Origin of the sequence: Pseudomonas putida (assembly GCF_050990305.1) — a bacterium.
Classification (GTDB): Bacteria; Pseudomonadota; Gammaproteobacteria; order Pseudomonadales; family Pseudomonadaceae; genus Aquipseudomonas; species Aquipseudomonas putida_AH.
Window position 1 is genome coordinate 6,353,522 of the sequence record NZ_CP158817.1, and the last position, 17,768, is coordinate 6,371,289.

16 protein-coding genes are annotated in these 17,768 nt (G+C 60.2%); 7 read left to right on the top strand and 9 right to left on the bottom strand.

Annotated elements, in window-relative coordinates:
- Positions 1 to 115: 115 nt before the first annotated feature.
- Positions 116 to 445: a thioredoxin TrxA gene (trxA, locus tag ABTV22_RS28935; RefSeq protein ID WP_003206727.1), complete on the bottom strand. Its 330-nt coding sequence runs from the start codon at positions 443 to 445 to the stop codon at positions 116 to 118.
- A 372-nt stretch (positions 446 to 817) separates the two neighbouring features.
- Between trxA and ABTV22_RS28940 the strand changes: the two genes are divergently transcribed.
- The 5 genes from ABTV22_RS28940 to ppx all read left to right on the top strand — a co-directional run bounded on the left by ABTV22_RS28940 (position 818) and on the right by ppx (position 5,373).
- A complete protein-coding gene (locus tag ABTV22_RS28940) occupies positions 818 to 1,603 on the top strand; it encodes a transporter substrate-binding domain-containing protein (RefSeq protein ID WP_433737753.1) in 786 nt (261 codons plus the stop codon).
- 22 nt (positions 1,604 to 1,625) lie between these two features.
- Entirely contained in the window at positions 1,626 to 2,294 is a 669-nt protein-coding gene (locus ABTV22_RS28945; protein ID WP_433737754.1) for an amino acid ABC transporter permease, read from the top strand.
- Positions 2,291 to 2,941, top strand: a complete 651-nt coding sequence (locus tag ABTV22_RS28950) for an amino acid ABC transporter permease (protein WP_433737755.1) — start codon at positions 2,291 to 2,293, stop codon at positions 2,939 to 2,941. Before ABTV22_RS28945 ends, ABTV22_RS28950 begins: the two co-directional genes overlap by 4 nt.
- Positions 2,928 to 3,665 carry an amino acid ABC transporter ATP-binding protein gene (locus ABTV22_RS28955; RefSeq protein ID WP_433737756.1) on the top strand — a complete coding sequence of 246 codons (738 nt, stop codon included), beginning with the start codon at positions 2,928 to 2,930 and terminating at the stop codon, positions 3,663 to 3,665. Before ABTV22_RS28950 ends, ABTV22_RS28955 begins: the two co-directional genes overlap by 14 nt.
- A gap of 199 nt (positions 3,666 to 3,864) precedes the next feature.
- Positions 3,865 to 5,373: an exopolyphosphatase gene (ppx, locus tag ABTV22_RS28960; protein ID WP_433737757.1), complete on the top strand. Its 1,509-nt coding sequence runs from the start codon at positions 3,865 to 3,867 to the stop codon at positions 5,371 to 5,373.
- 291 nt (positions 5,374 to 5,664) lie between these two features.
- On the opposite strand, the gene ppk1 is transcribed toward ppx, so the two are convergent.
- Both ppk1 and hemB read right to left on the bottom strand, forming a co-directional pair.
- Positions 5,665 to 7,890: a polyphosphate kinase 1 gene (gene ppk1 / locus ABTV22_RS28965; RefSeq protein WP_433737758.1), complete on the bottom strand. Its 2,226-nt coding sequence runs from the start codon at positions 7,888 to 7,890 to the stop codon at positions 5,665 to 5,667.
- Between the two features lie 18 nt (positions 7,891 to 7,908).
- Positions 7,909 to 8,922, bottom strand: coding sequence for a porphobilinogen synthase (gene hemB / locus ABTV22_RS28970; protein ID WP_433737759.1), 1,014 nt, complete (start codon positions 8,920 to 8,922; stop codon positions 7,909 to 7,911).
- Between the two features lie 207 nt (positions 8,923 to 9,129).
- Between hemB and ABTV22_RS28975 the strand changes: the two genes are divergently transcribed.
- Positions 9,130 to 9,750: a DedA family protein gene (locus ABTV22_RS28975; RefSeq protein ID WP_433737761.1), complete on the top strand. Its 621-nt coding sequence runs from the start codon at positions 9,130 to 9,132 to the stop codon at positions 9,748 to 9,750.
- On the opposite strand, the gene ABTV22_RS28980 is transcribed toward ABTV22_RS28975, so the two are convergent.
- Positions 9,731 to 10,966: a sterol desaturase family protein gene (locus tag ABTV22_RS28980; protein WP_433737762.1), complete on the bottom strand. Its 1,236-nt coding sequence runs from the start codon at positions 10,964 to 10,966 to the stop codon at positions 9,731 to 9,733. The genes ABTV22_RS28975 and ABTV22_RS28980 overlap by 20 nt on opposite strands.
- A gap of 115 nt (positions 10,967 to 11,081) precedes the next feature.
- On the opposite strand from ABTV22_RS28980, the gene elbB reads away from it, so the two are divergent.
- Positions 11,082 to 11,750 (top strand): isoprenoid biosynthesis glyoxalase ElbB, encoded by a 669-nt coding sequence (elbB, locus tag ABTV22_RS28985; protein ID WP_433737764.1) that lies wholly within the window; start codon positions 11,082 to 11,084, stop codon positions 11,748 to 11,750.
- A 70-nt stretch (positions 11,751 to 11,820) separates the two neighbouring features.
- Here elbB and ABTV22_RS28990 read toward each other — a convergent pair whose 3' ends face one another.
- The 5 genes from ABTV22_RS28990 to ABTV22_RS29010 form a co-directional block, all read right to left on the bottom strand.
- Entirely contained in the window at positions 11,821 to 12,276 is a 456-nt protein-coding gene (locus ABTV22_RS28990; protein ID WP_433737765.1) for a YaiI/YqxD family protein, read from the bottom strand.
- Positions 12,277 to 12,409: 133 nt separating this feature from the next.
- Entirely contained in the window at positions 12,410 to 14,305 is a 1,896-nt protein-coding gene (locus ABTV22_RS28995; RefSeq protein ID WP_433737766.1) for an FTR1 family protein, read from the bottom strand.
- 150 nt (positions 14,306 to 14,455) lie between these two features.
- Positions 14,456 to 15,088: a LysE family transporter gene (locus ABTV22_RS29000; RefSeq protein ID WP_433737767.1), complete on the bottom strand. Its 633-nt coding sequence runs from the start codon at positions 15,086 to 15,088 to the stop codon at positions 14,456 to 14,458.
- A gap of 185 nt (positions 15,089 to 15,273) precedes the next feature.
- A complete protein-coding gene (locus tag ABTV22_RS29005; RefSeq protein ID WP_433737768.1) occupies positions 15,274 to 15,855 on the bottom strand; it encodes a mechanosensitive ion channel domain-containing protein in 582 nt (193 codons plus the stop codon).
- Positions 15,855 to 17,765 carry an ATP-binding cassette domain-containing protein gene (locus tag ABTV22_RS29010; protein WP_433737769.1) on the bottom strand — a complete coding sequence of 637 codons (1,911 nt, stop codon included), beginning with the start codon at positions 17,763 to 17,765 and terminating at the stop codon, positions 15,855 to 15,857. Before ABTV22_RS29010 ends, ABTV22_RS29005 begins: the two co-directional genes overlap by 1 nt.
- Positions 17,766 to 17,768 lie beyond the last annotated feature (3 nt).

The following is a 17,768-nucleotide window of genomic DNA, read 5'->3' on the forward strand; positions in this document are numbered from 1 at the left end:
CTGGAGAAACCAGCGCGGGGCCGAATGTAACACCTGAATTTCGGAGCGTCTAGCCCCGGACAACGAAAAAGGCCCCGCAAATTGCGGGGCCTTTCTTGAAACGCTACAACGACACTTAGATGTTGGCGTCGAGGAAAGCCGCCAATTGCGACTTCGACAGGGCGCCGACCTTGGTCGCTTCAACGTTGCCGTTCTTGAACAGCATCAGGGTCGGGATACCACGCACGCCGTGCTTTGCAGGGGTTTCCTGGTTTTCGTCGATGTTCAGTTTGGCAACGGTCAGCTTGCCTTTGTAGGTCTCGGCAATTTCGTCCAGAACAGGAGCGATCATTTTGCAAGGGCCGCACCACTCAGCCCAGTAGTCGACCAGTACAGCGCCTTCAGCCTTGAGTACGTCGGCCTCGAAGCTAGCGTCGCTAACGTGTTTGATAAGATCGCTGCTCATGGAATTCTCCAGGGTTGTAAGCAAAAAAACGTGGCCCATCATAGCTGCCCTTCCCGTGTTCAGGAAGCCGCAGTTGATTGAGTCTCGCTATGGTGGCCCATGAATATGGGTATGGCTCAGGCTTGATCAAGGGCAGGAGCGAGTAAGCAACGCCAAGCTCGGATGAACGGTATTTGCGTATTCCCAAGGCGAAGCCACCAGCCCCAAGTAAGGTCGGCGAACTCCAGACATGCGCCACGAAAGTGCGAAAAAGACGATCCGCAGAAGCCCTCGCCTCGTAAAAGCGTGCCTGAGGTCACGCTGATCATTGTTGGCATACCCCGTGCTCAGTGCATGGCAGAAGACATTTCAGCCAGTTCGGAGCTTTGCCCAATGACCCAGCGTTACAGCCTCCTCATCAAAGCCCTGTTTGCCAGCCTGATGCTGAGCCAGGCACCCGCCCACGCCGACGGTTTGGAGGATGTGGTCAAGCGCGGCGTTCTCAAGGTCGCCGTGCCCCAAGACTTCCCACCTTTCGGCTCGGTCGGCCCGGATATGAAACCCCGTGGCCTGGATATTGACACCGCGAAACTGTTGGCCGACCAGCTCAAGGTCAAGCTTGAACTGACACCGGTCAACAGCACCAACCGCATCCCCTTCCTCACCACCGGCAAGGTCGACCTGGTGATCTCCAGCCTCGGCAAGAACCCGGAACGGGAAAAAGTCATCGATTTCTCCCGGGCTTACGCGCCGTTCTACCTTGCCGTGTTCGGCCCACCAGACGCTGACATCAAAGGCCTGGACGACCTCAAGGGCAAAACCATCAGCGTCACCCGTGGCGCCATCGAAGACATCGAGCTGACCAAGGTTGCCCCTGAAGGCGTGACCATCAAGCGCTTCGAAGACAACAACTCGACCATCGCCGCCTATCTGGCGGGCCAGGTCGACCTGATTGCCAGCGGCAACGTGGTGATGGTCGCAATCAGCGAGAAAAGCCCGAAACGCGTACCGGCTCTGAAAGTGAAGCTCAAGGATTCGCCGGTGTACGTAGGCATCAACAAGAACGAGCCGGCGCTACTGGACAAGGTCAACCAGATCCTCGTCAGCGCCAAAAGCGATGGCGCGCTGGAGAAGAACGCCCTGACCTGGCTGAAAGAACCACTGCCGGCCGACCTCTGACTCGGCGCGCAGGAGACTCGCTATGGCTTATCAGTTCGATTTTTTGCCGGTGGTAAACAACACCGATTTGTTGATGCGTGGTGCGTTGTTCACCCTTGAGCTGACAGCCATCGGCGCTGTGCTGGGGGTGGGTCTGGGTATCCTTGGAGCGCTGGTGCGGGCGTGGAACATCCGTCCGTTCGCGGGCATTTTCGCGGTTTACGTCGAATTGATCCGCAATACGCCGTTTCTGGTGCAGCTGTTTTTCATCTTCTTCGGCCTGCCATCCCTGGGTGTGCAGATCTCCGAATGGCAGGCAGCCGTGCTGGCGATGGTGATCAACCTCGGCGCCTATTCCACCGAAATCATCCGAGCCGGCATCCAGGCGATCCCCCGTGGCCAACTGGAAGCTGCCGCAGCCTTGGCAATGACCCGCTTCGAAGCCTTTCGCCACGTGGTGCTGCTGCCCGCACTGAGCAAAGTCTGGCCGGCCCTGAGCAGCCAGATCATCATCGTCATGCTGGGCTCGGCGGTGTGCTCGCAGATTGCCACTGAAGAATTGAGCTTCGCGGCCAATTTCATTCAATCACGCAATTTCCGCGCCTTTGAAACCTACGCCCTGACCACGTTGCTTTACCTGTGCATGGCGCTGCTGATCCGCCAATTGCTGAACTGGATCGGTCACCGTTTGATTGCGAGGAGCAGCCGATGAGCGATTTCACCTTCTGGGACATCGTGCGCAACCTGCTCATGGGCTTGCAATGGACGCTGGCGCTGTCGCTAGTGGCTTTCATTGGCGGCGCACTGATCGGCTTGCTGATCATGGTCATGCGTATCTCGAACAACAACCTGCCGCGCCACTTCGCGCGTACGTACATCGAGTTGTTCCAGGGCACGCCGCTATTGATGCAGCTGTTCCTGGTGTTCTTTGGCGTGGCGCTGGCGGGTATCGAAATTTCACCATGGATGGCGGCGGCGATCGCGTTAACCCTGTTCACGAGTGCTTATTTGGCGGAGATCTGGCGCGGTTGCGTGGAGTCGATCCCCAACGGCCAGTGGGAAGCCTCGGCGAGCCTGGCACTCAACCCGCTGGAGCAATTGCGTTACGTAATCCTGCCGCAGGCATTGCGCATCGCCGTGGCTCCGACCGTGGGCTTCTCGGTACAAGTGGTCAAAGGCACCGCCGTGACCTCGATCATCGGCTTTACAGAGCTGACCAAGACCGGCGGCATGCTCGCCAACGCCACCTTTGAACCCTTCATGGTCTACGGCCTCGTGGCGCTTGGTTACTTCCTGCTCTGCTACCCCTTGTCCCTCAGTGCGCGCTACCTCGAAAGGAAACTGCATGCCTCTGCTTAGAATTTCCGCCCTGCATAAGTACTACGGCGACCATCATGTGCTCAAAGGCATCGACCTGAGCGTCGAGGAAGGCCAGGTGGTGGCGATCATCGGACGCAGCGGCTCGGGCAAATCCACCTTGTTGCGCACGCTTAACGGTCTGGAATCGATCAACGATGGCGTCATCGAGGTCGATGGCGAATACCTCGACGCCGCCCGCGCCGATCTGCGCAGCCTGCGGCAGAAAGTCGGCATGGTGTTCCAGCAGTTCAATCTGTTTCCGCACCTGACCGTGGGCGAGAACGTCATGCTCGCACCGCAAGTGGTGCAAAAAGTCCCAAAAGCCCAGGCTGCCGAACGGGCACGACAAATGTTGGAGCGGGTCGGGCTGGGGGAGAAATTCGATGCCTTCCCGGATCGGCTGTCCGGCGGCCAGCAGCAACGCGTGGCAATTGCCCGGGCGTTGGCGATGTCACCCAAGGTGTTGCTGTGCGATGAAATCACCTCGGCCCTGGACCCTGAGTTGGTCAACGAGGTGCTGAGTGTGGTGCGGCAACTGGCCAAAGAAGGCATGACGCTGATCATGGTCACCCATGAAATGCGTTTCGCCCGGGAGGTTGGGGATAAGTTGGTGTTCATGCATCAGGGGTTGGTGCATGAGGTGGGCGACCCCAAAGCGTTGTTTGCCAATCCCCGAACGGCGGAGCTGGCTAATTTCATTGGCTCCGTGGAGGCGAAGGCCTGAAGCCCCCTTCGCGGGCAAGCCTCGCTCCTACAGGTGTAACACGGTTCCGTAGGAGCGAGGCTTGCCCGCGAAGGGGCCAATGCCAACACTACAAATCCGCCCCGCGATAAAAGATCGCAGCCTTCGGCAGCTCCTACGCGTTGGCGGCAGCCTGTGATCGTGGCACGATGTCGAGGTTATCGACCGAGACCCCCTGACCATGCCGCAATCCCAAGCCAAGAATCTGTCCCTGATCGCCGCAATCGACCTGGGCTCCAACAGCTTTCACATGGTCGTGGCCAAGGCCCAGAACGGCGAAATCCGTATTCTCGAGCGTCTCGGGGAAAAGGTTCAGCTGGCCGCTGGCATCGATGAAGAGCGTCGCCTGAGCGAAGAATCCATGCAGCGCGGGCTCGATTGCCTGAAACGTTTCGCCCAACTGATCAACGGTATGCCATTGGGCGCCGTGCGGATCGTAGGCACCAACGCCCTGCGTGAAGCCCGCAACCGTGCCGATTTCATTCACCGCGCCGAAGAAATCCTCGGCCATGACGTAGAAGTCATCTCCGGCCGCGAAGAAGCCCGTCTGATTTACCTCGGCGTGTCCCACACCCTTGCCGATACCCCCGGCAAGCGCCTGGTCGCCGACATCGGCGGCGGCAGTACCGAATTCATCATCGGCCAGCGCTTTGAACCGCTGCTGCGCGAAAGCCTGCAAATGGGCTGCGTCAGTTATACCCAACGCTATTTCAAAGACGGCAAGATCACCCCGGCCCGCTATGCCCAGGCATATACCGCAGCGCGACTGGAGATCATGAGCATCGAACACGCCCTGCACCGCCTGACCTGGGACGAAGCCATCGGCTCCTCGGGCACCATCCGCGCCATCGGCCTGGCGCTGAAGGCCGGCGGCCACGGCACCGGCGAGGTGAATTCCGAAGGTTTGGCCTGGCTCAAGCGCAAGCTAATCAAGCTCGGCGACATCGAGAAAATCGACTTCGAAGGCATCAAGCCCGACCGTCGGGCGATCTTCCCCGCCGGCCTGGCGATTCTCGAAGCCATCTTCGACGCCCTCGAACTCAAACGCATGGACCATTGCGAAGGCGCGCTACGCGAAGGCGTGCTTTACGACCTGCTGGGCCGCCATCACCATGAAGACGTACGCGAACGCACCCTCACCTCGCTGATGGAGCGCTACCACGTCGACCTGGAACAAGCCGCCCGGGTGGAACGCAAAGCCCTGCATGCCTTTGATCAAGTGGCCAAGGATTGGGACCTGGAAGATGAAGACGGCCTCTGGCGCGAACGGCTGGGCTGGGCGGCCAAGGTCCATGAAGTGGGGCTGGACATCGCCCACTATCAGTACCACAAGCACGGCGCCTACCTGATCGAGCACTCGGACCTCGCCGGCTTCTCCCGCGAAGACCAACTGATGCTCGCGCTGTTGGTGCGCGGCCACCGCCGCAACATTCCCAAGGACAAGTTCGCCGAATTCGACGAGGACGGCATCAAGCTGATTCGTCTGTGCGTGCTGCTGCGCTTCGCCATCCTGTTCCACCACATTCGCGGCACTCAAGCCATGCCTCAGGTCGAACTGAACGCCAATGGCAACTGCCTGGAGGTGGTGTTCCCGGAAAAATGGCTGGACGACAACCAACTGACCCAGGCCGACTTCGCCAACGAAGCGGAATGGCTCACCCGTGTCGATATCGTCCTGAGCGTACGCTGAAGCCTGTAAGAGCTGCCGCAAGCTGCGATCTTTTGATCTTGCTTTTAAAAATCAAAAGATCGCAGCCTCGTTGCACTCGACAGCTCCTACAAGGGTTCTAGGACTGTTTGCGGAATTTGTGGCCGGCTATAAGCACTGTAGGAGCTGCCGCAGGCTGCGATCTTTTGATTGGCTTGTAAGGGCAAGATCAAAAGATCGCAGCCTGCGGCAGCTCCTACAGGGGCATGATTTTCAGTCTGGCGAAAACAAAAATGGCGATCCGAGGGATCGCCATTTTTATTGCCCGGTGCTTTAACGCACGGTAAGAATCGGACTGCCCAACCGCTCCAGCAAGGTCGCCTGGGCGCTGCGCGGGTTCTGGTTGCCGGTCGGCGTGTTACGGATGTAGCGACCGTCCGACTGCAGGCTCCAGCTGTGGGTGTTATCGGTGAGATACAGCTCCAGCTCTTTCTTGACCCGCATGATCAGCTTCTTGCCTTCCACCGGGAAGCAAGTCTCGACACGCTTGTCGAGGTTGCGCTCCATCCAGTCGGCGCTGGACAGGAACATCTGTTCATCACCGCCGTTGAGGAAGTAGAAGACCCGGGTGTGTTCCAGGAAGCGACCGATGATCGAGCGCACGTGAATGTTGTGGGAAACCCCGGCAATCCCCGGCCGCAGGCAGCACATGCCACGCACCACCAGGTCGATGCGCACGCCTGACTGGCTGGCCTTGTACAGCGCGCGGATGATCTTCGGATCGGTCAGCGAGTTGAACTTGGCAATGATGTGCGCCGGTTTGCCATCGAGGGCGAACTGCGTCTCGCGGGCAATCATGTCGAGCATGCCCTTTTTCAGGGTGAACGGCGCATGCAGCAGCTTCTTCATGCGCAGCGTCTTGCCCATGCCGATCAACTGACTGAACAGTTTGCCGACGTCTTCGCACAACGCATCGTCGGAGGTCAGCAGGCTGTAGTCGGTGTACAGGCGGGCGTTGCCAGCGTGGTAGTTACCAGTCCCCAGGTGCGCATAACGCACGATCTCGCCGGCCTCGCGACGCAGGATCAGCATCATCTTGGCGTGAGTCTTGAAGCCGACCACGCCGTAGATCACTACCGCACCGGCCGCTTGCAGGCGGCTGGCCAGTTGCAGGTTGGACTCCTCGTCGAACCGCGCTCGCAGCTCGATGACGGCGGTCACTTCCTTGCCGTTACGCGCGGCATCCACCAACGCATCGACGATTTCCGAGTTGGCCCCGGAGCGGTACAGGGTCTGGCGCACTGCCAGAACATGTGGGTCTTTCGCGGCCTGACGCAGCAAGTCGACCACTGGGGTGAACGATTCAAACGGGTGCAGCAACAGGATGTCCTGCTTGCTGATCACGCTGAAAATGTTTTCGCTGTTTTGCAGCAGCTTCGGGATCTGCGGGGTGAACGGCATGTATTGCAGATCGCGCTGGCTGTCGAGGCCGGTGATGCTGAACAGACGCGTCAGGTTCACCGGACCATTGACCTGATACAGCTCGGTCTCGCCCAGGTTGAATTGCTTGAGCAGGTAATCCGACAGGTGTTTCGGGCACGTATCGGCCACTTCCAGACGTACCGCGTCGCCATAGCGCCGGGAGAACAACTCGCCGCGCAGGGCGCGAGCCAAGTCTTCGACGTCTTCGGAGTCCAGTGCCAGGTCGGCGTTACGGGTCAGGCGGAACTGATAGCAGCCCTTGACCTTCATGCCCTGGAACAGGTCATCGGCGTGGGCGTGGATCATCGACGACAGGAACACGTAGTTATCGCCAGCGCCGCCGACTTCTTCCGGCACTTTGATGATACGAGGCAACAGGCGCGGTGCCGGGATGATCGCCAGACCGGAGTCGCGACCGAAGGCGTCGATGCCCTCGAGCTCGACGATGAAGTTCAGGCTCTTGTTCACCAGCAACGGGAACGGGTGCGTCGGGTCGAGGCCGATCGGGGTGATGATCGGGGCGATTTCGTCGCGGAAGTAGCGGCGGACCCAGGTTTTCAGCTTGGCCGTCCAGTGCCGGCGACGGATGAAGCGCACCTGATGCTTTTCCAGCTCCGGCAACAGAATGTCATTGAGGATCGCGTACTGGCGGTCGACATGACCATGTACCAGCTCGCTGATGCGCGCCAGGGCCTGATGCGGCTGCAGGCCGTCGGCGCCGGCCTGTTCACGGGCGAAGGTAATCTGCTTCTTCAGGCCGGCAACGCGAATTTCGAAGAACTCGTCCAGGTTGCTGGAGAAGATCAACAGAAACTTCAGTCGCTCCAGCAATGGGTAGGACTCGTCCAGCGCCTGTTCCAGCACGCGGATGTTGAATTGCAGTTGAGACAGCTCGCGATGAATGTACAGGCTGCTGTCATCCAAGCCGGGGATGGCAATCGCCGCCGGTGCCGCCGCAGCGGCCTCGGTGACCACCGCAGGCGGAGCCGGTTCGAGCTCCGGCGGGGTCTCGTCGATTTGCTCCACAATCGGCTGAGCTTCTTTTACGGCAACTTCAGTGAGTACTTCGGTATTCATCGAATGTTCCTGGGAGGGCTATTTTTGCTCTCGTAACAATTGAGCTGCGCGAACGGCAAAGTACGTCAGGATGCCATCAGCGCCTGCGCGTTTAAAAGCGGTCAGGGATTCGAGAATAACCCCTTCGCTCAACCAGCCATTCTGGATCGCCGCCATGTGCATCGCGTACTCGCCGCTGACTTGATAAACAAAAGTCGGCACTTTGAATGCTTCTTTGACCCGGCAAAGGATGTCCAGATACGGCATGCCTGGCTTGACCATGACCATGTCTGCACCTTCTGACAAGTCCGCCGCCACTTCGTGCAGGGCTTCGTTGCTGTTGGCCGGGTCCATTTGATAGGAGGCCTTGTTGGCCTTGCCCAGGTTCAGCGCCGAGCCGACCGCATCGCGGAACGGACCGTAATAGGCGCTGGCGTACTTCGCCGAGTAGGCCATGATCCGCACATTGACGTGCCCGGCCACTTCGAGGGCTTCGCGGATCGCCTGGATGCGACCGTCCATCATGTCCGAAGGCGCCACGACCTGGGCACCGGCTTCGGCATGGGACAAGGCTTGCTTGACCAGTGCGTCGACGGTGATGTCATTCTGCACATAGCCTTCTTCGTCGAGAATGCCGTCCTGACCGTGGGTGGTGAACGGGTCGAGCGCGACGTCAGTGATCACACCCAACTCAGGGAACTGCGCGCGCAGGGCGCGGGTGGCGCGCTGGGCAATGCCTTCAGGGTTCCAGGCTTCGGCAGCATCCAGCGACTTGAGGCCCATAGGCGTCACCGGGAACAGCGCCAGCGCCGGAATCCCCAATTCGACCCACTTGGCCGCTTCTTCCAGCAACAGATCGATGGTCAGGCGTTCGACGCCCGGCATCGACGCCACCGCTTCGCGACGGTTTTCACCGTCCAGCACGAACACCGGCAAAATCAGGTCATCGACGGTCAGCACGTTTTCACGGACCAGTCGACGCGAGAAATCGTCACGGCGGTTGCGGCGCAGGCGGGTTGCAGGGAACAAACGGTTGGCGGGGGTAAAGCTCACGGCAGACTCCTGAGCCCGCGCGTACGGGCGAGCGTGACAGTTATAAGCGGCCATTATGACGAACAGATGACAGTTGTGTGCATCCCGCGACATGTAGCCGCATTCCATTGTCCTTGTAGGAATTGTTCACGTCGAGACACATTTGGACACTTTCCTGAATGTGTACGAAGGGTTAGGCTGCGCGTTCATTTCGCCAGCACCCAGACAATGCTCCAACAATTTCTGCATGACTTCGGCTACTTTGCCCTGTTCCTCGGCACGTTTTTCGAAGGCGAAACCATCCTGGTACTCGCAGGCTTCCTCGCGTTCCGTGGATACATGGACCTCAACCTGGTAGTGGTCGTGGCGTTCTTCGGCAGCTATGCCGGCGATCAGCTGTGGTACTTCCTGGGGCGCAAACACGGGCGCAAGCTGCTGGCTCGCAAACCCCGCTGGCAGTTGATGGGTGACCGGGCGCTGGAACATATCCGCAAGCACCCGGACATCTGGGTTCTGAGTTTCCGCTTTGTCTACGGCCTGCGCACGGTGATGCCGGTGGCGATCGGCCTGTCGGGCTACCCGCCGGGCCGTTACCTATTGCTCAACGGGATTGGCGCGGCGATCTGGGCCACCGCACTGGCGGCGGCGGCCTATCACTTCGGCGCGGTGCTCGAAGGCATGCTCGGCAGCATCAAGAAGTATGAGCTGTGGGTGCTCGGCGCCCTGCTCGTCCTCGGCCTGGGCCTGTGGCTACGCCGACGCTTCAAGAATGCGCGCCTGGCCAAACAGGTTTATGCCGACGAGCAGAAAGCCCGGCAGGCCAGTGATCCTAAGACACCAGCCGAGTGAAACGGTTTCTGCAGCAGTAGAGACCGATACCACTGAGCAAGCTGTAGCTGAGCAGGCCGACCCAGCCCACCGCGCTGGCCGGCCACAGCCCCACCACCGGCGCCAGCCAGACCAGCGGCACGTTCGATGCCAGCCGCAACAGTTCCAGCTTCAACGCCCACGGGCGATTCTCCAGGGCCACGCCTAGCACGAACAATCCCAACGCCACCGTGCCCCAGCCGAGTACCAGCGCGGGGGCCGACAGCTGCGGCTCCAGATTCATCAAATAGCTGCCCAGCGCGATGTAGACGCAGAACTGCAACGCCACATACCACAACTGACGTGCGTCCAGCGGCACCTCGAACTTGCGGAATTGGCTCAGGTCCGGCTTGTTCATCGGGTATTTTGCCGCCACGTCTGCTGGCCGCCAGCCGGTGCGCATGAACCAGATCCGCAGCTTGTCCCAGATGCTTTCGGTCCGCCGCGCATCCGCCCACAACTGCGCGTAGAACTGCACATTGGCCCAGATCGGGTTCCAGCTCGCCAGCGGTGTGGTCACGCCGAAAATCACCGGCTCGTTGTCGTCTTCTTCCTGAAACGAGCCGAACAGACGGTCCCAAACAATGAACACGCCGCCGTAGTTGCGATCCATGTAGAGAGCGTTCTGCGCATGGTGAGCTCGATGATTGGACGGCGTAACGAAGAACCACTCGAACCAGCCGAGCTTGGGGATGTGCCGGGTGTGCACCCAGAACTGATACAGCAGGTTCAGCGCGGCAACGCTGACAAACACCACCAGCGGCACACCAGCCACGGCCATGGGCAGGTAGAAGATCCAGCTCAACAGAAACCCGGTGCTGGTCTGGCGCAACGCCGTGGAGAGGTTGTAGTCCTCGCTTTGGTGATGCACCGAATGCGCGGCCCAGAGAATATTGCGTTCGTGGCCCATGCGGTGCAGCCAGTAATAGCAGAAGTCATAGAAGATGAAGGCGAACACCCACACCCATACGCTGTCGGCCGAGAGTTCGAGCAGTGCCAGATGCTTGAGCGCGAATGCATAGGTCACCAGCCCCACGCCCTTGGTCAAAAGACCCGTGGTGGTCGACAGCACGCCGGTGCTGATGCTGTTGATCGCGTCCGCTACCCGATAATTGCTGACCCCGCGCCAACGGTCGGCCAGCAATTCGACGGCTATCAACACAAAGAAAAACGGCACCGCATACAGAATGAAGTCCATGACGCGCCCTGATCGGAATCCTGAGGACAGATGCTATGTGTAGCCGCGAATTAACCCTATGGCAACGAGTGACAAATTAGTGGACATTTAACGCCATGAATCTGGAGAAACGCCCATGAGCAAAAAAGTTGCAGTGATCCTTTCCGGTTGTGGTGTGTATGACGGCGCCGAGATCTACGAAAGCGTGATTACCCTGCTGCGCCTGGACCAGCGTGGCGCGCAGGTGCAGTGTTTCGCACCGAATATTGCGCAGTTGCACGTGATCAATCACCTGACGGGCGAAGAAATGCCCGAATCGCGCAATGTGCTGGTGGAGTCGGCGCGCATTGCCCGCGGCGAGATCAAGGATATTCGCGAGGCGGATGCCGAGGATTTCGATGCGCTGATCATCCCCGGCGGTTTTGGATCGGCCAAGAACCTTTCCAACTTCGCCATCGAAGGCACTGCCTGCACCGTGCAACCGGAGGTCTTGGCCTTGACCGAAGCCTTTGCCGAATCCGGCAAGCCGGTCGGCCTGATCTGCATTTCGCCGGCTCTGGCGGCCAAGATCTATGGTCCGGGCGTGACCTGCACCATCGGCAACGACGCCGGCACCGCCGCGGCGTTGAACAAGATGGGCGCCACCCACCAGGATTGCGCAGTGAGCGACATCGTCGAAGACAAGGCGCGCAAACTGGTCAGCACCCCGGCGTACATGCTGGCTCAATCGATCAGCGAGGCCGCGTCAGGCATCAACAAACTGGTCGACCGCGTGCTCGAACTGACCCACGAAAACGACGCGTAAATCAAAAGATCGCAGCCTGCGGCAGCTCCTACATGGATCGGTGTAGGAGCTGCCGCAGGCTGCGATCTTTTTAGGGTTTGCGACTCAGCCTTGTAAGAATCCGATCCAACGCATTGGCAAACGCCTGCTTCTCACGCTCGCCAAACGGTGCCGGCCCGCCACTGACCTGCCCCTGCTCACGCAAGTCGGCAAACAAATTACGCACCGCCAGCCGATCGCCCATGTTCTGCGCATCGAATTCCTTGCCTCGCGGGTCCAGCGCCGCTACGCCCTTTTTCACCAGTCGATCCGCCAATGGCACATCACTGCAGATCACCAGCTCGCCGGGTACTGCGTGTTCGACGAGATAGTCGTCCGCCGCGTCCGGGCCGCTTGGCACCACAATCAGTTTGACCAGAGCCAGTGCTGGCTTGATTTGCGGCTGGCCGGCCACCAGCACTACCTCGAACTGGCGCTTGAGGGCGAACTTCACCACCAGATCCTTCGCTGCCCGGGGGCAGGCGTCGGCATCGATCCATACGCGCATCAAATTTTCCTCTGTTGAAAAGCTTCGCGGGCAAGCCTCGCTCCTACGGTTAAGCGTCGCACACACCATGGTGTGTCACCACAAAACCCGTAGGAGCGAGGCTTGCCCGCGAATGTGAGCGAAGCGAATGCTGTTAAGCCGCAACCCGCTGTTTTTCAGCCAACCGACTACGGCCATACAGCACGACGATCGCAATGATCGCCACCGCCTGCGCACTCAACGAATACGCATCGGCATGAATCCCCAGCCAATCGAATTCAAAGAACGGCACCGGCCGCGTACCGAAGATCCCCGCTTCTTGCAGTGCCTTAACGCCATGCCCGGCGAACACCACCGACAACGCGCAGAGCAGACCAGCGTTGATACTGAAGAACAACGCCAACGGCAATTTTGCCGAGCCGCGCAGAATCACCCACGCCAGACCCACCAGCAGCACCAGCGCCGTCGCCCCACCAGCCAGCACCGCGTTGTGGCCAGCAGGACCCGCCTGCAACCACAGGGTCTCGTAGAACAGGATCACCTCGAACAGCTCGCGATACACCGAGAAGAACGCCAGGATCGCAAACCCGAAACGTCCGCCGCCGCCCACCAGGCTGCTTTTGATGTAGTCCTGCCAGGCGGCGGCATGACGACGATCGTGCATCCACACGCCCAGCCACAGCACCATGACGCTGGCGAACAGCGCCGTCGCGCCTTCCAACAACTCGCGCTGCGAACCGCTGACATCAATCACATACGCCGCCAGCGCCCAGGTCCCCAAGCCGGCCAACAGTGCCAGGCCCCAGCCGACGTTGACGCTGCGCACCGCCGATTGCTGGCCGGTGTTGCGCAGGAACGCCAGGATTGCCGCCAGCACCAAGATCGCTTCCAAGCCTTCGCGCAGCAGAATCAACAGACCGGAAATGAAGCTCAGGGACCAGCTCAAGCCATCGCTGCCCAGCAAACCAGCAGAGGTCTTGAGCTTGGCCTTGGCCGCGTCCAGACGCTGCTCGACCTGATCAATCGGCAGGCCATCTTGCAACGACTGCCGATAGGCCATCAGCGACTTTTCAGTGTCCTTGCGCACGTTGGTGTCGACGTTATCGAGAGAACTTTCGACCAGTTCAAAGCCTTCCAAATAGGCCGCTACCGACAGGTCGTAGGCTTGATCGTGGTCACCGGCACGGTAGGCGGCGACACTCTTGTCCAGCGTCGCAGCGGTGTAGTCGAGCAACTGCGCCGGGCCACGCTTGACCTGTGGCGGTTGTGCCCGCTGTGCGCGGAAGATCGCGAGGGCCTGCGGACCATCGGCGGCCTGCACCTCGGCCGGGGTCTGGCGGGCCAGATCGGCGATGTTGTAGACCTTGTCGCCGGCGGCAGTCGCGGGATCGGCGCTGAAGCTGGCGATATAGGTGGCCAGGTCCCAGCGCTGACGGTCATCCAGTTGATCGGCGAAAGCCGGCATGTCAGTCCCTTCAACACCCAGCCCCAGGGTGCTGTAGATCGCATACAGACTCAGGTGATCCATTCGCGCGTTGTCGCGCAGATTGGCCGGTGGCGGCGTCAGCCCCACGCCCGCCGGGCCGTCACCGGCGCCGGTATCGCCATGGCACACCGAACAGTGCTGTGTGTAAAGCGGCGCGCCACGGGTCGGGTCCGGGGTAATGATCGGCGCCTGGCTCACTTCATAGGCCACAGCCAGTTTCGCCCCCAGCTGCCGCGCCTGACGGGCGACATCCGCACCGTCCTGGCGATCAGTGATTGCCCCGCGAAGCGTGGTGATGCCCTGCTCCAACCCGACTTTTTCCGGCTTGGCCGGCATGGCACTTACCAGGCCTTGCAGCGCCTGGACGAACTCCAGTTGCTCGCGGTATTCGGACTCGTTGACGACCTTGCCTGCCCGCACCGCTTGCGGGTAGTCCGCACCGATGTAGTCGAGTAGATGCAGGGCTTGCGGTGCGCCTTCCACGGTGTCGGCCAGCAGCTTGAGACTGCATAGGGCAAACACCGGCGCGACCAGCCAGGCCAGAAAACGGGAGGGGGCAATCATGAATGAATCTCATTTGGAAATACGAAGTAACATATTGTTCCCTCTCAGTGATTTTCACTCAAGCTTTGAATGCCGTGACAAAGGGCTCGCGGCCTTTGGGAAACAAAAAAGGCGACCTGAAAAGGTCGCCTTTTTTTGTGCCGCCGGCGTTTACATCGCCGCTTTTCGCAGCGTCGCCATGAACGCCGCCGCACCGATGAACAGCCCGGCAAACGTACGGTTCATGCGTTTTTGCTGTTTAGGCGTACGCAACAGGCGCAGCACCTTGGAGGCCAGACCGGTGTATCCAGCCATGACGATCAGATCGACGCAGATCATGGTCACACCGATGATCACGTACTGGATCAGCAGCGGCGCATGCGGGTCGATGAACTGTGGCAATACCGCGAGCATGAACACCAGAGCCTTCGGGTTGCTGATGTTCACCAGAAAACCACGGAACACCAGGACCAGCGGCTTGCCGATCGGGCGGATAGCCGCCTCGTCACTCATGTCGCTGGGCAGTGCACGCCATTGCTTGATCGCGAGGTAGACCAGGTACGCAACACCGAACCACTTGATCGCATAGAAGGCGGTAGCCGATGCCGTGAGGATGGCACCCACACCGGCGCCGACGATGGCAATTTGCACGGCAAGGCCCAATTGCAGGCCCAAGGCGTTCCAGTATCCACGCCAGAAACCGTATTGCAGCCCGCTGGACATCGACGCAATCGCGCCAGCGCCCGGAGACAGACTGATCACCCAACAGGCGGCAAAAAACGCCAGCCATGTTTGAAGCTCCATCGCACACCTCGACTCAGACTCGTGACAGACATCTAAGCTAATGCGGCTTTGGGCCGATGACCACCGATTTTTTGCAGGATGTTAATTGAACCGATGAACGCCAACAGCAAAAGATCTCAGCCTTCGGCAGCTCCTACAGGAAATCACATTCCAATGTAGGAGCTGCCGAAGGCTGCGATCTTTTCTTACTTCTCAAACCCGCTGGAAGGGAATACATCCGAGCCCCGCCAACGCCGCACCGAACGCTGGAAGAACAAGCTATTGGGCACCTGCACCATGGCGCTGCCGGTACCGAGCTCTTCGGCCTCAATCAACGTGGTGTACAGCAGATTGATCGCCACCACCCGACCTTTGACGCCGGGCTTGTCGGTGGTGTCCACCAATTCGACTACATCACCGAGACGGAACGGGCCGACGGTGAAGATCAGGATGGCGCAGAGCAGATTGGAGAGCACGCTCCACATCGCGAAAAACGCCACCGCCGCGACCGCGACAAAACCGGACAATGCTGTCCAGAGCACCGTGGCAGAAACCCCGAGGCGTTCCAGTACGAAAATCAGTGCACTGCCCATGATCAGCCAGCGCAGTCCACCGCGCAGGGGCATCAGCAATTGAGGCGGAAACGGATAGCGCTCACCGAGGCGAGTCAGACCCTTGGCGACAAAACGCTGGGCGACGTAGCCGGCCAGCAAAATCAGCAGGATCTGTACACCGAGCCAGATTGGCTCGACCCACACTGCCGGCAGCGGCAGCCTGAAGGCGTCCATCAGGACAACGCCTCCAGCTCCGCCTGCATGCTTTCCAGCAGTTCCAGGGCCTCCATCCAGGCCTCTTCCAGCTCCGCCTCACGCACCTTCAGCTTGGCCTGCTCGGCCAGCAGATCACGCAACTCGTTCTTGCGCGCCGGTTCGTAGATATCGCTATCACCGAGGCTGGCATCGATTTTTGCCAGCTTCTCGTGGAGCTTGCCCAGTTCGATTTCGAGCTTGTCGGCCTCGCGCTTGTGCGGTGCCAGTTGCTGACGCAAGGCGGCCGCAGCCTGACGCTGGGCTTTCTTGTCGGTCTTGTCCGGATTAACCGGAGTGCTGCTGACCGGCGCATTGCGCTGACGGTAATCCACCAGCCAACGGGTGTAGTCTTCCAGGTCGCCGTCGAACTCTTCGACCTTGCCATCGGCCACCAGGAAAAAGTTATCCGTGGTGCTTTTGAGCAGGTGACGGTCGTGAGAGACCACCAGTACCGCACCACTGAACTCCTGCAGAGCCATGGTCAGTGCCAGGCGCATCTCCAGGTCCAAGTGGTTGGTCGGTTCGTCGAGCAGCAACAGGTTCGGTCGGTCCCAGGCGATCAACGCCAGGGCCAGACGCGCTTTCTCGCCACCGGAGAAATTCAGCACCGGCTCGTCGATCCGCGCACCGCGGAAGTCGAAGCCGCCGAGGAAATCGCGCAGGGTCTGCTCGCGCTCGGTCGGGGCCAGACGCTGCAGATGCAGCAACGGGCTGGCCTTGGCATCCAGGGAATCGAGCTGATGCTGGGCGAAGTAGCCAACGACCGTGTTCTCGCCACGGGTCAAGCGGCCGGCCAGCGGCTCAAGCTCACCGGCGAGGTTTTTGATCAGGGTCGACTTACCGGCACCGTTGGGGCCGAGCAAGCCGATCCGCGCGCCAGGTGTCAGTTGCAGCTTGACCTTCTCCAGCACGGTTTTTTCGCCATAACCCAGCCGGGCATCGGACAGGTCGATCAGCGGGCTGGATATTTTCTGCGACTCGCGGAAAACGAAGTCGAACGGCGAATCGACATGGGCGGCCGTCAGCTCTTCCATCCGCTCCAGCGCCTTGATCCGGCTCTGGGCCTGACGGGCCTTGGTGGCCTGGGCCTTGAAGCGGGCGATGTAGCTTTCCATATGCGCACGTTGCGCCTGTTGCTTCTCGTAAGCCTGCTGTTGCTGGGCCAGACGTTCGGCGCGGGCACGCTCGAAGGCGCTGTAGCCACCGCGGTACAAGGTGATCTTGCGCTGGTCGACGTGAGCCACATGATCGACCACGGCATCGAGGAAGTCGCGATCGTGGGAAATCAGCATCAAAGTGCCGGGATAGCTCTTGAGCCACTCTTCGAGCCAGATGATGGCATCGAGATCCAAGTGGTTGGTCGGTTCGTCGAGCAGCAACAGGTCCGAGGGGCACATCAATGCCTGCGCCAGGTTCAGACGCATCCGCCAGCCACCGGAGAAGTCTCCGACTTGCCGATCCATCTGCTCGTTGGTGAACCCAAGGCCGGCCAGCAGCTTGCGAGCGCGGGCATCGGCGGTATAACCGTCGGCGCTGTCGAGCTCCGAGTGCAGGCGAGCCAGTGCGGCGCCGTCATGGGCCTCTTCGGCCGCCGCCAGTTCGCGTTGCACCTGGCGCAGGCGCAGGTCGCCATCGAGCACGTAGTCGACCGCCAGGCGTTCGAGCGTGTCGACCTCCTGGCGCATATGGGCGATACGCCAGTCGGCCGGCAGGAAGCAGTCACCCGAGTCCGGGTGCAGTTCACCGCGAAGCAAGGCGAACAGGCTCGATTTGCCGGCGCCATTGGCACCGATGAGGCCGGCTTTCTGGCCGGCGTGCAGGGTCAGCTCGGCGTCTTCTAGCAGACGTTGCGGGCCACGCTGTAAAGTCAGGTTCTGAAGTCGAATCATAAT

Bases quoted from the DNA above. Each gene is read 5' to 3' on its own strand.
- trxA (WP_003206727.1), bottom strand. From the start codon at position 445: ATGAGCAGCGATCTTATCAAACACGTTAGCGACGCTAGCTTCGAGGCC.
- ABTV22_RS28940 (WP_433737753.1), top strand. From the start codon at position 818: ATGACCCAGCGTTACAGCCTCCTCATCAAAGCCCTGTTTGCCAGCCTG.
- ABTV22_RS28945 (WP_433737754.1), top strand. From the start codon at position 1,626: ATGGCTTATCAGTTCGATTTTTTGCCGGTGGTAAACAACACCGATTTG.
- ABTV22_RS28950 (WP_433737755.1), top strand. From the start codon at position 2,291: ATGAGCGATTTCACCTTCTGGGACATCGTGCGCAACCTGCTCATGGGC.
- ABTV22_RS28955 (WP_433737756.1), top strand. From the start codon at position 2,928: ATGCCTCTGCTTAGAATTTCCGCCCTGCATAAGTACTACGGCGACCAT.
- ppx (WP_433737757.1), top strand. From the start codon at position 3,865: ATGCCGCAATCCCAAGCCAAGAATCTGTCCCTGATCGCCGCAATCGAC.
- ppk1 (WP_433737758.1), bottom strand. From the start codon at position 7,890: ATGAATACCGAAGTACTCACTGAAGTTGCCGTAAAAGAAGCTCAGCCG.
- ABTV22_RS28975 (WP_433737761.1), top strand. From the start codon at position 9,130: ATGCTCCAACAATTTCTGCATGACTTCGGCTACTTTGCCCTGTTCCTC.
- ABTV22_RS28980 (WP_433737762.1), bottom strand. From the start codon at position 10,966: ATGGACTTCATTCTGTATGCGGTGCCGTTTTTCTTTGTGTTGATAGCC.
- elbB (WP_433737764.1), top strand. From the start codon at position 11,082: ATGAGCAAAAAAGTTGCAGTGATCCTTTCCGGTTGTGGTGTGTATGAC.
- ABTV22_RS28990 (WP_433737765.1), bottom strand. From the start codon at position 12,276: ATGCGCGTATGGATCGATGCCGACGCCTGCCCCCGGGCAGCGAAGGAT.
- ABTV22_RS28995 (WP_433737766.1), bottom strand. From the start codon at position 14,305: ATGATTGCCCCCTCCCGTTTTCTGGCCTGGCTGGTCGCGCCGGTGTTT.
- ABTV22_RS29000 (WP_433737767.1), bottom strand. From the start codon at position 15,088: ATGGAGCTTCAAACATGGCTGGCGTTTTTTGCCGCCTGTTGGGTGATC.
- ABTV22_RS29005 (WP_433737768.1), bottom strand. From the start codon at position 15,855: ATGGACGCCTTCAGGCTGCCGCTGCCGGCAGTGTGGGTCGAGCCAATC.
- ABTV22_RS29010 (WP_433737769.1), bottom strand. From the start codon at position 17,765: ATGATTCGACTTCAGAACCTGACTTTACAGCGTGGCCCGCAACGTCTG.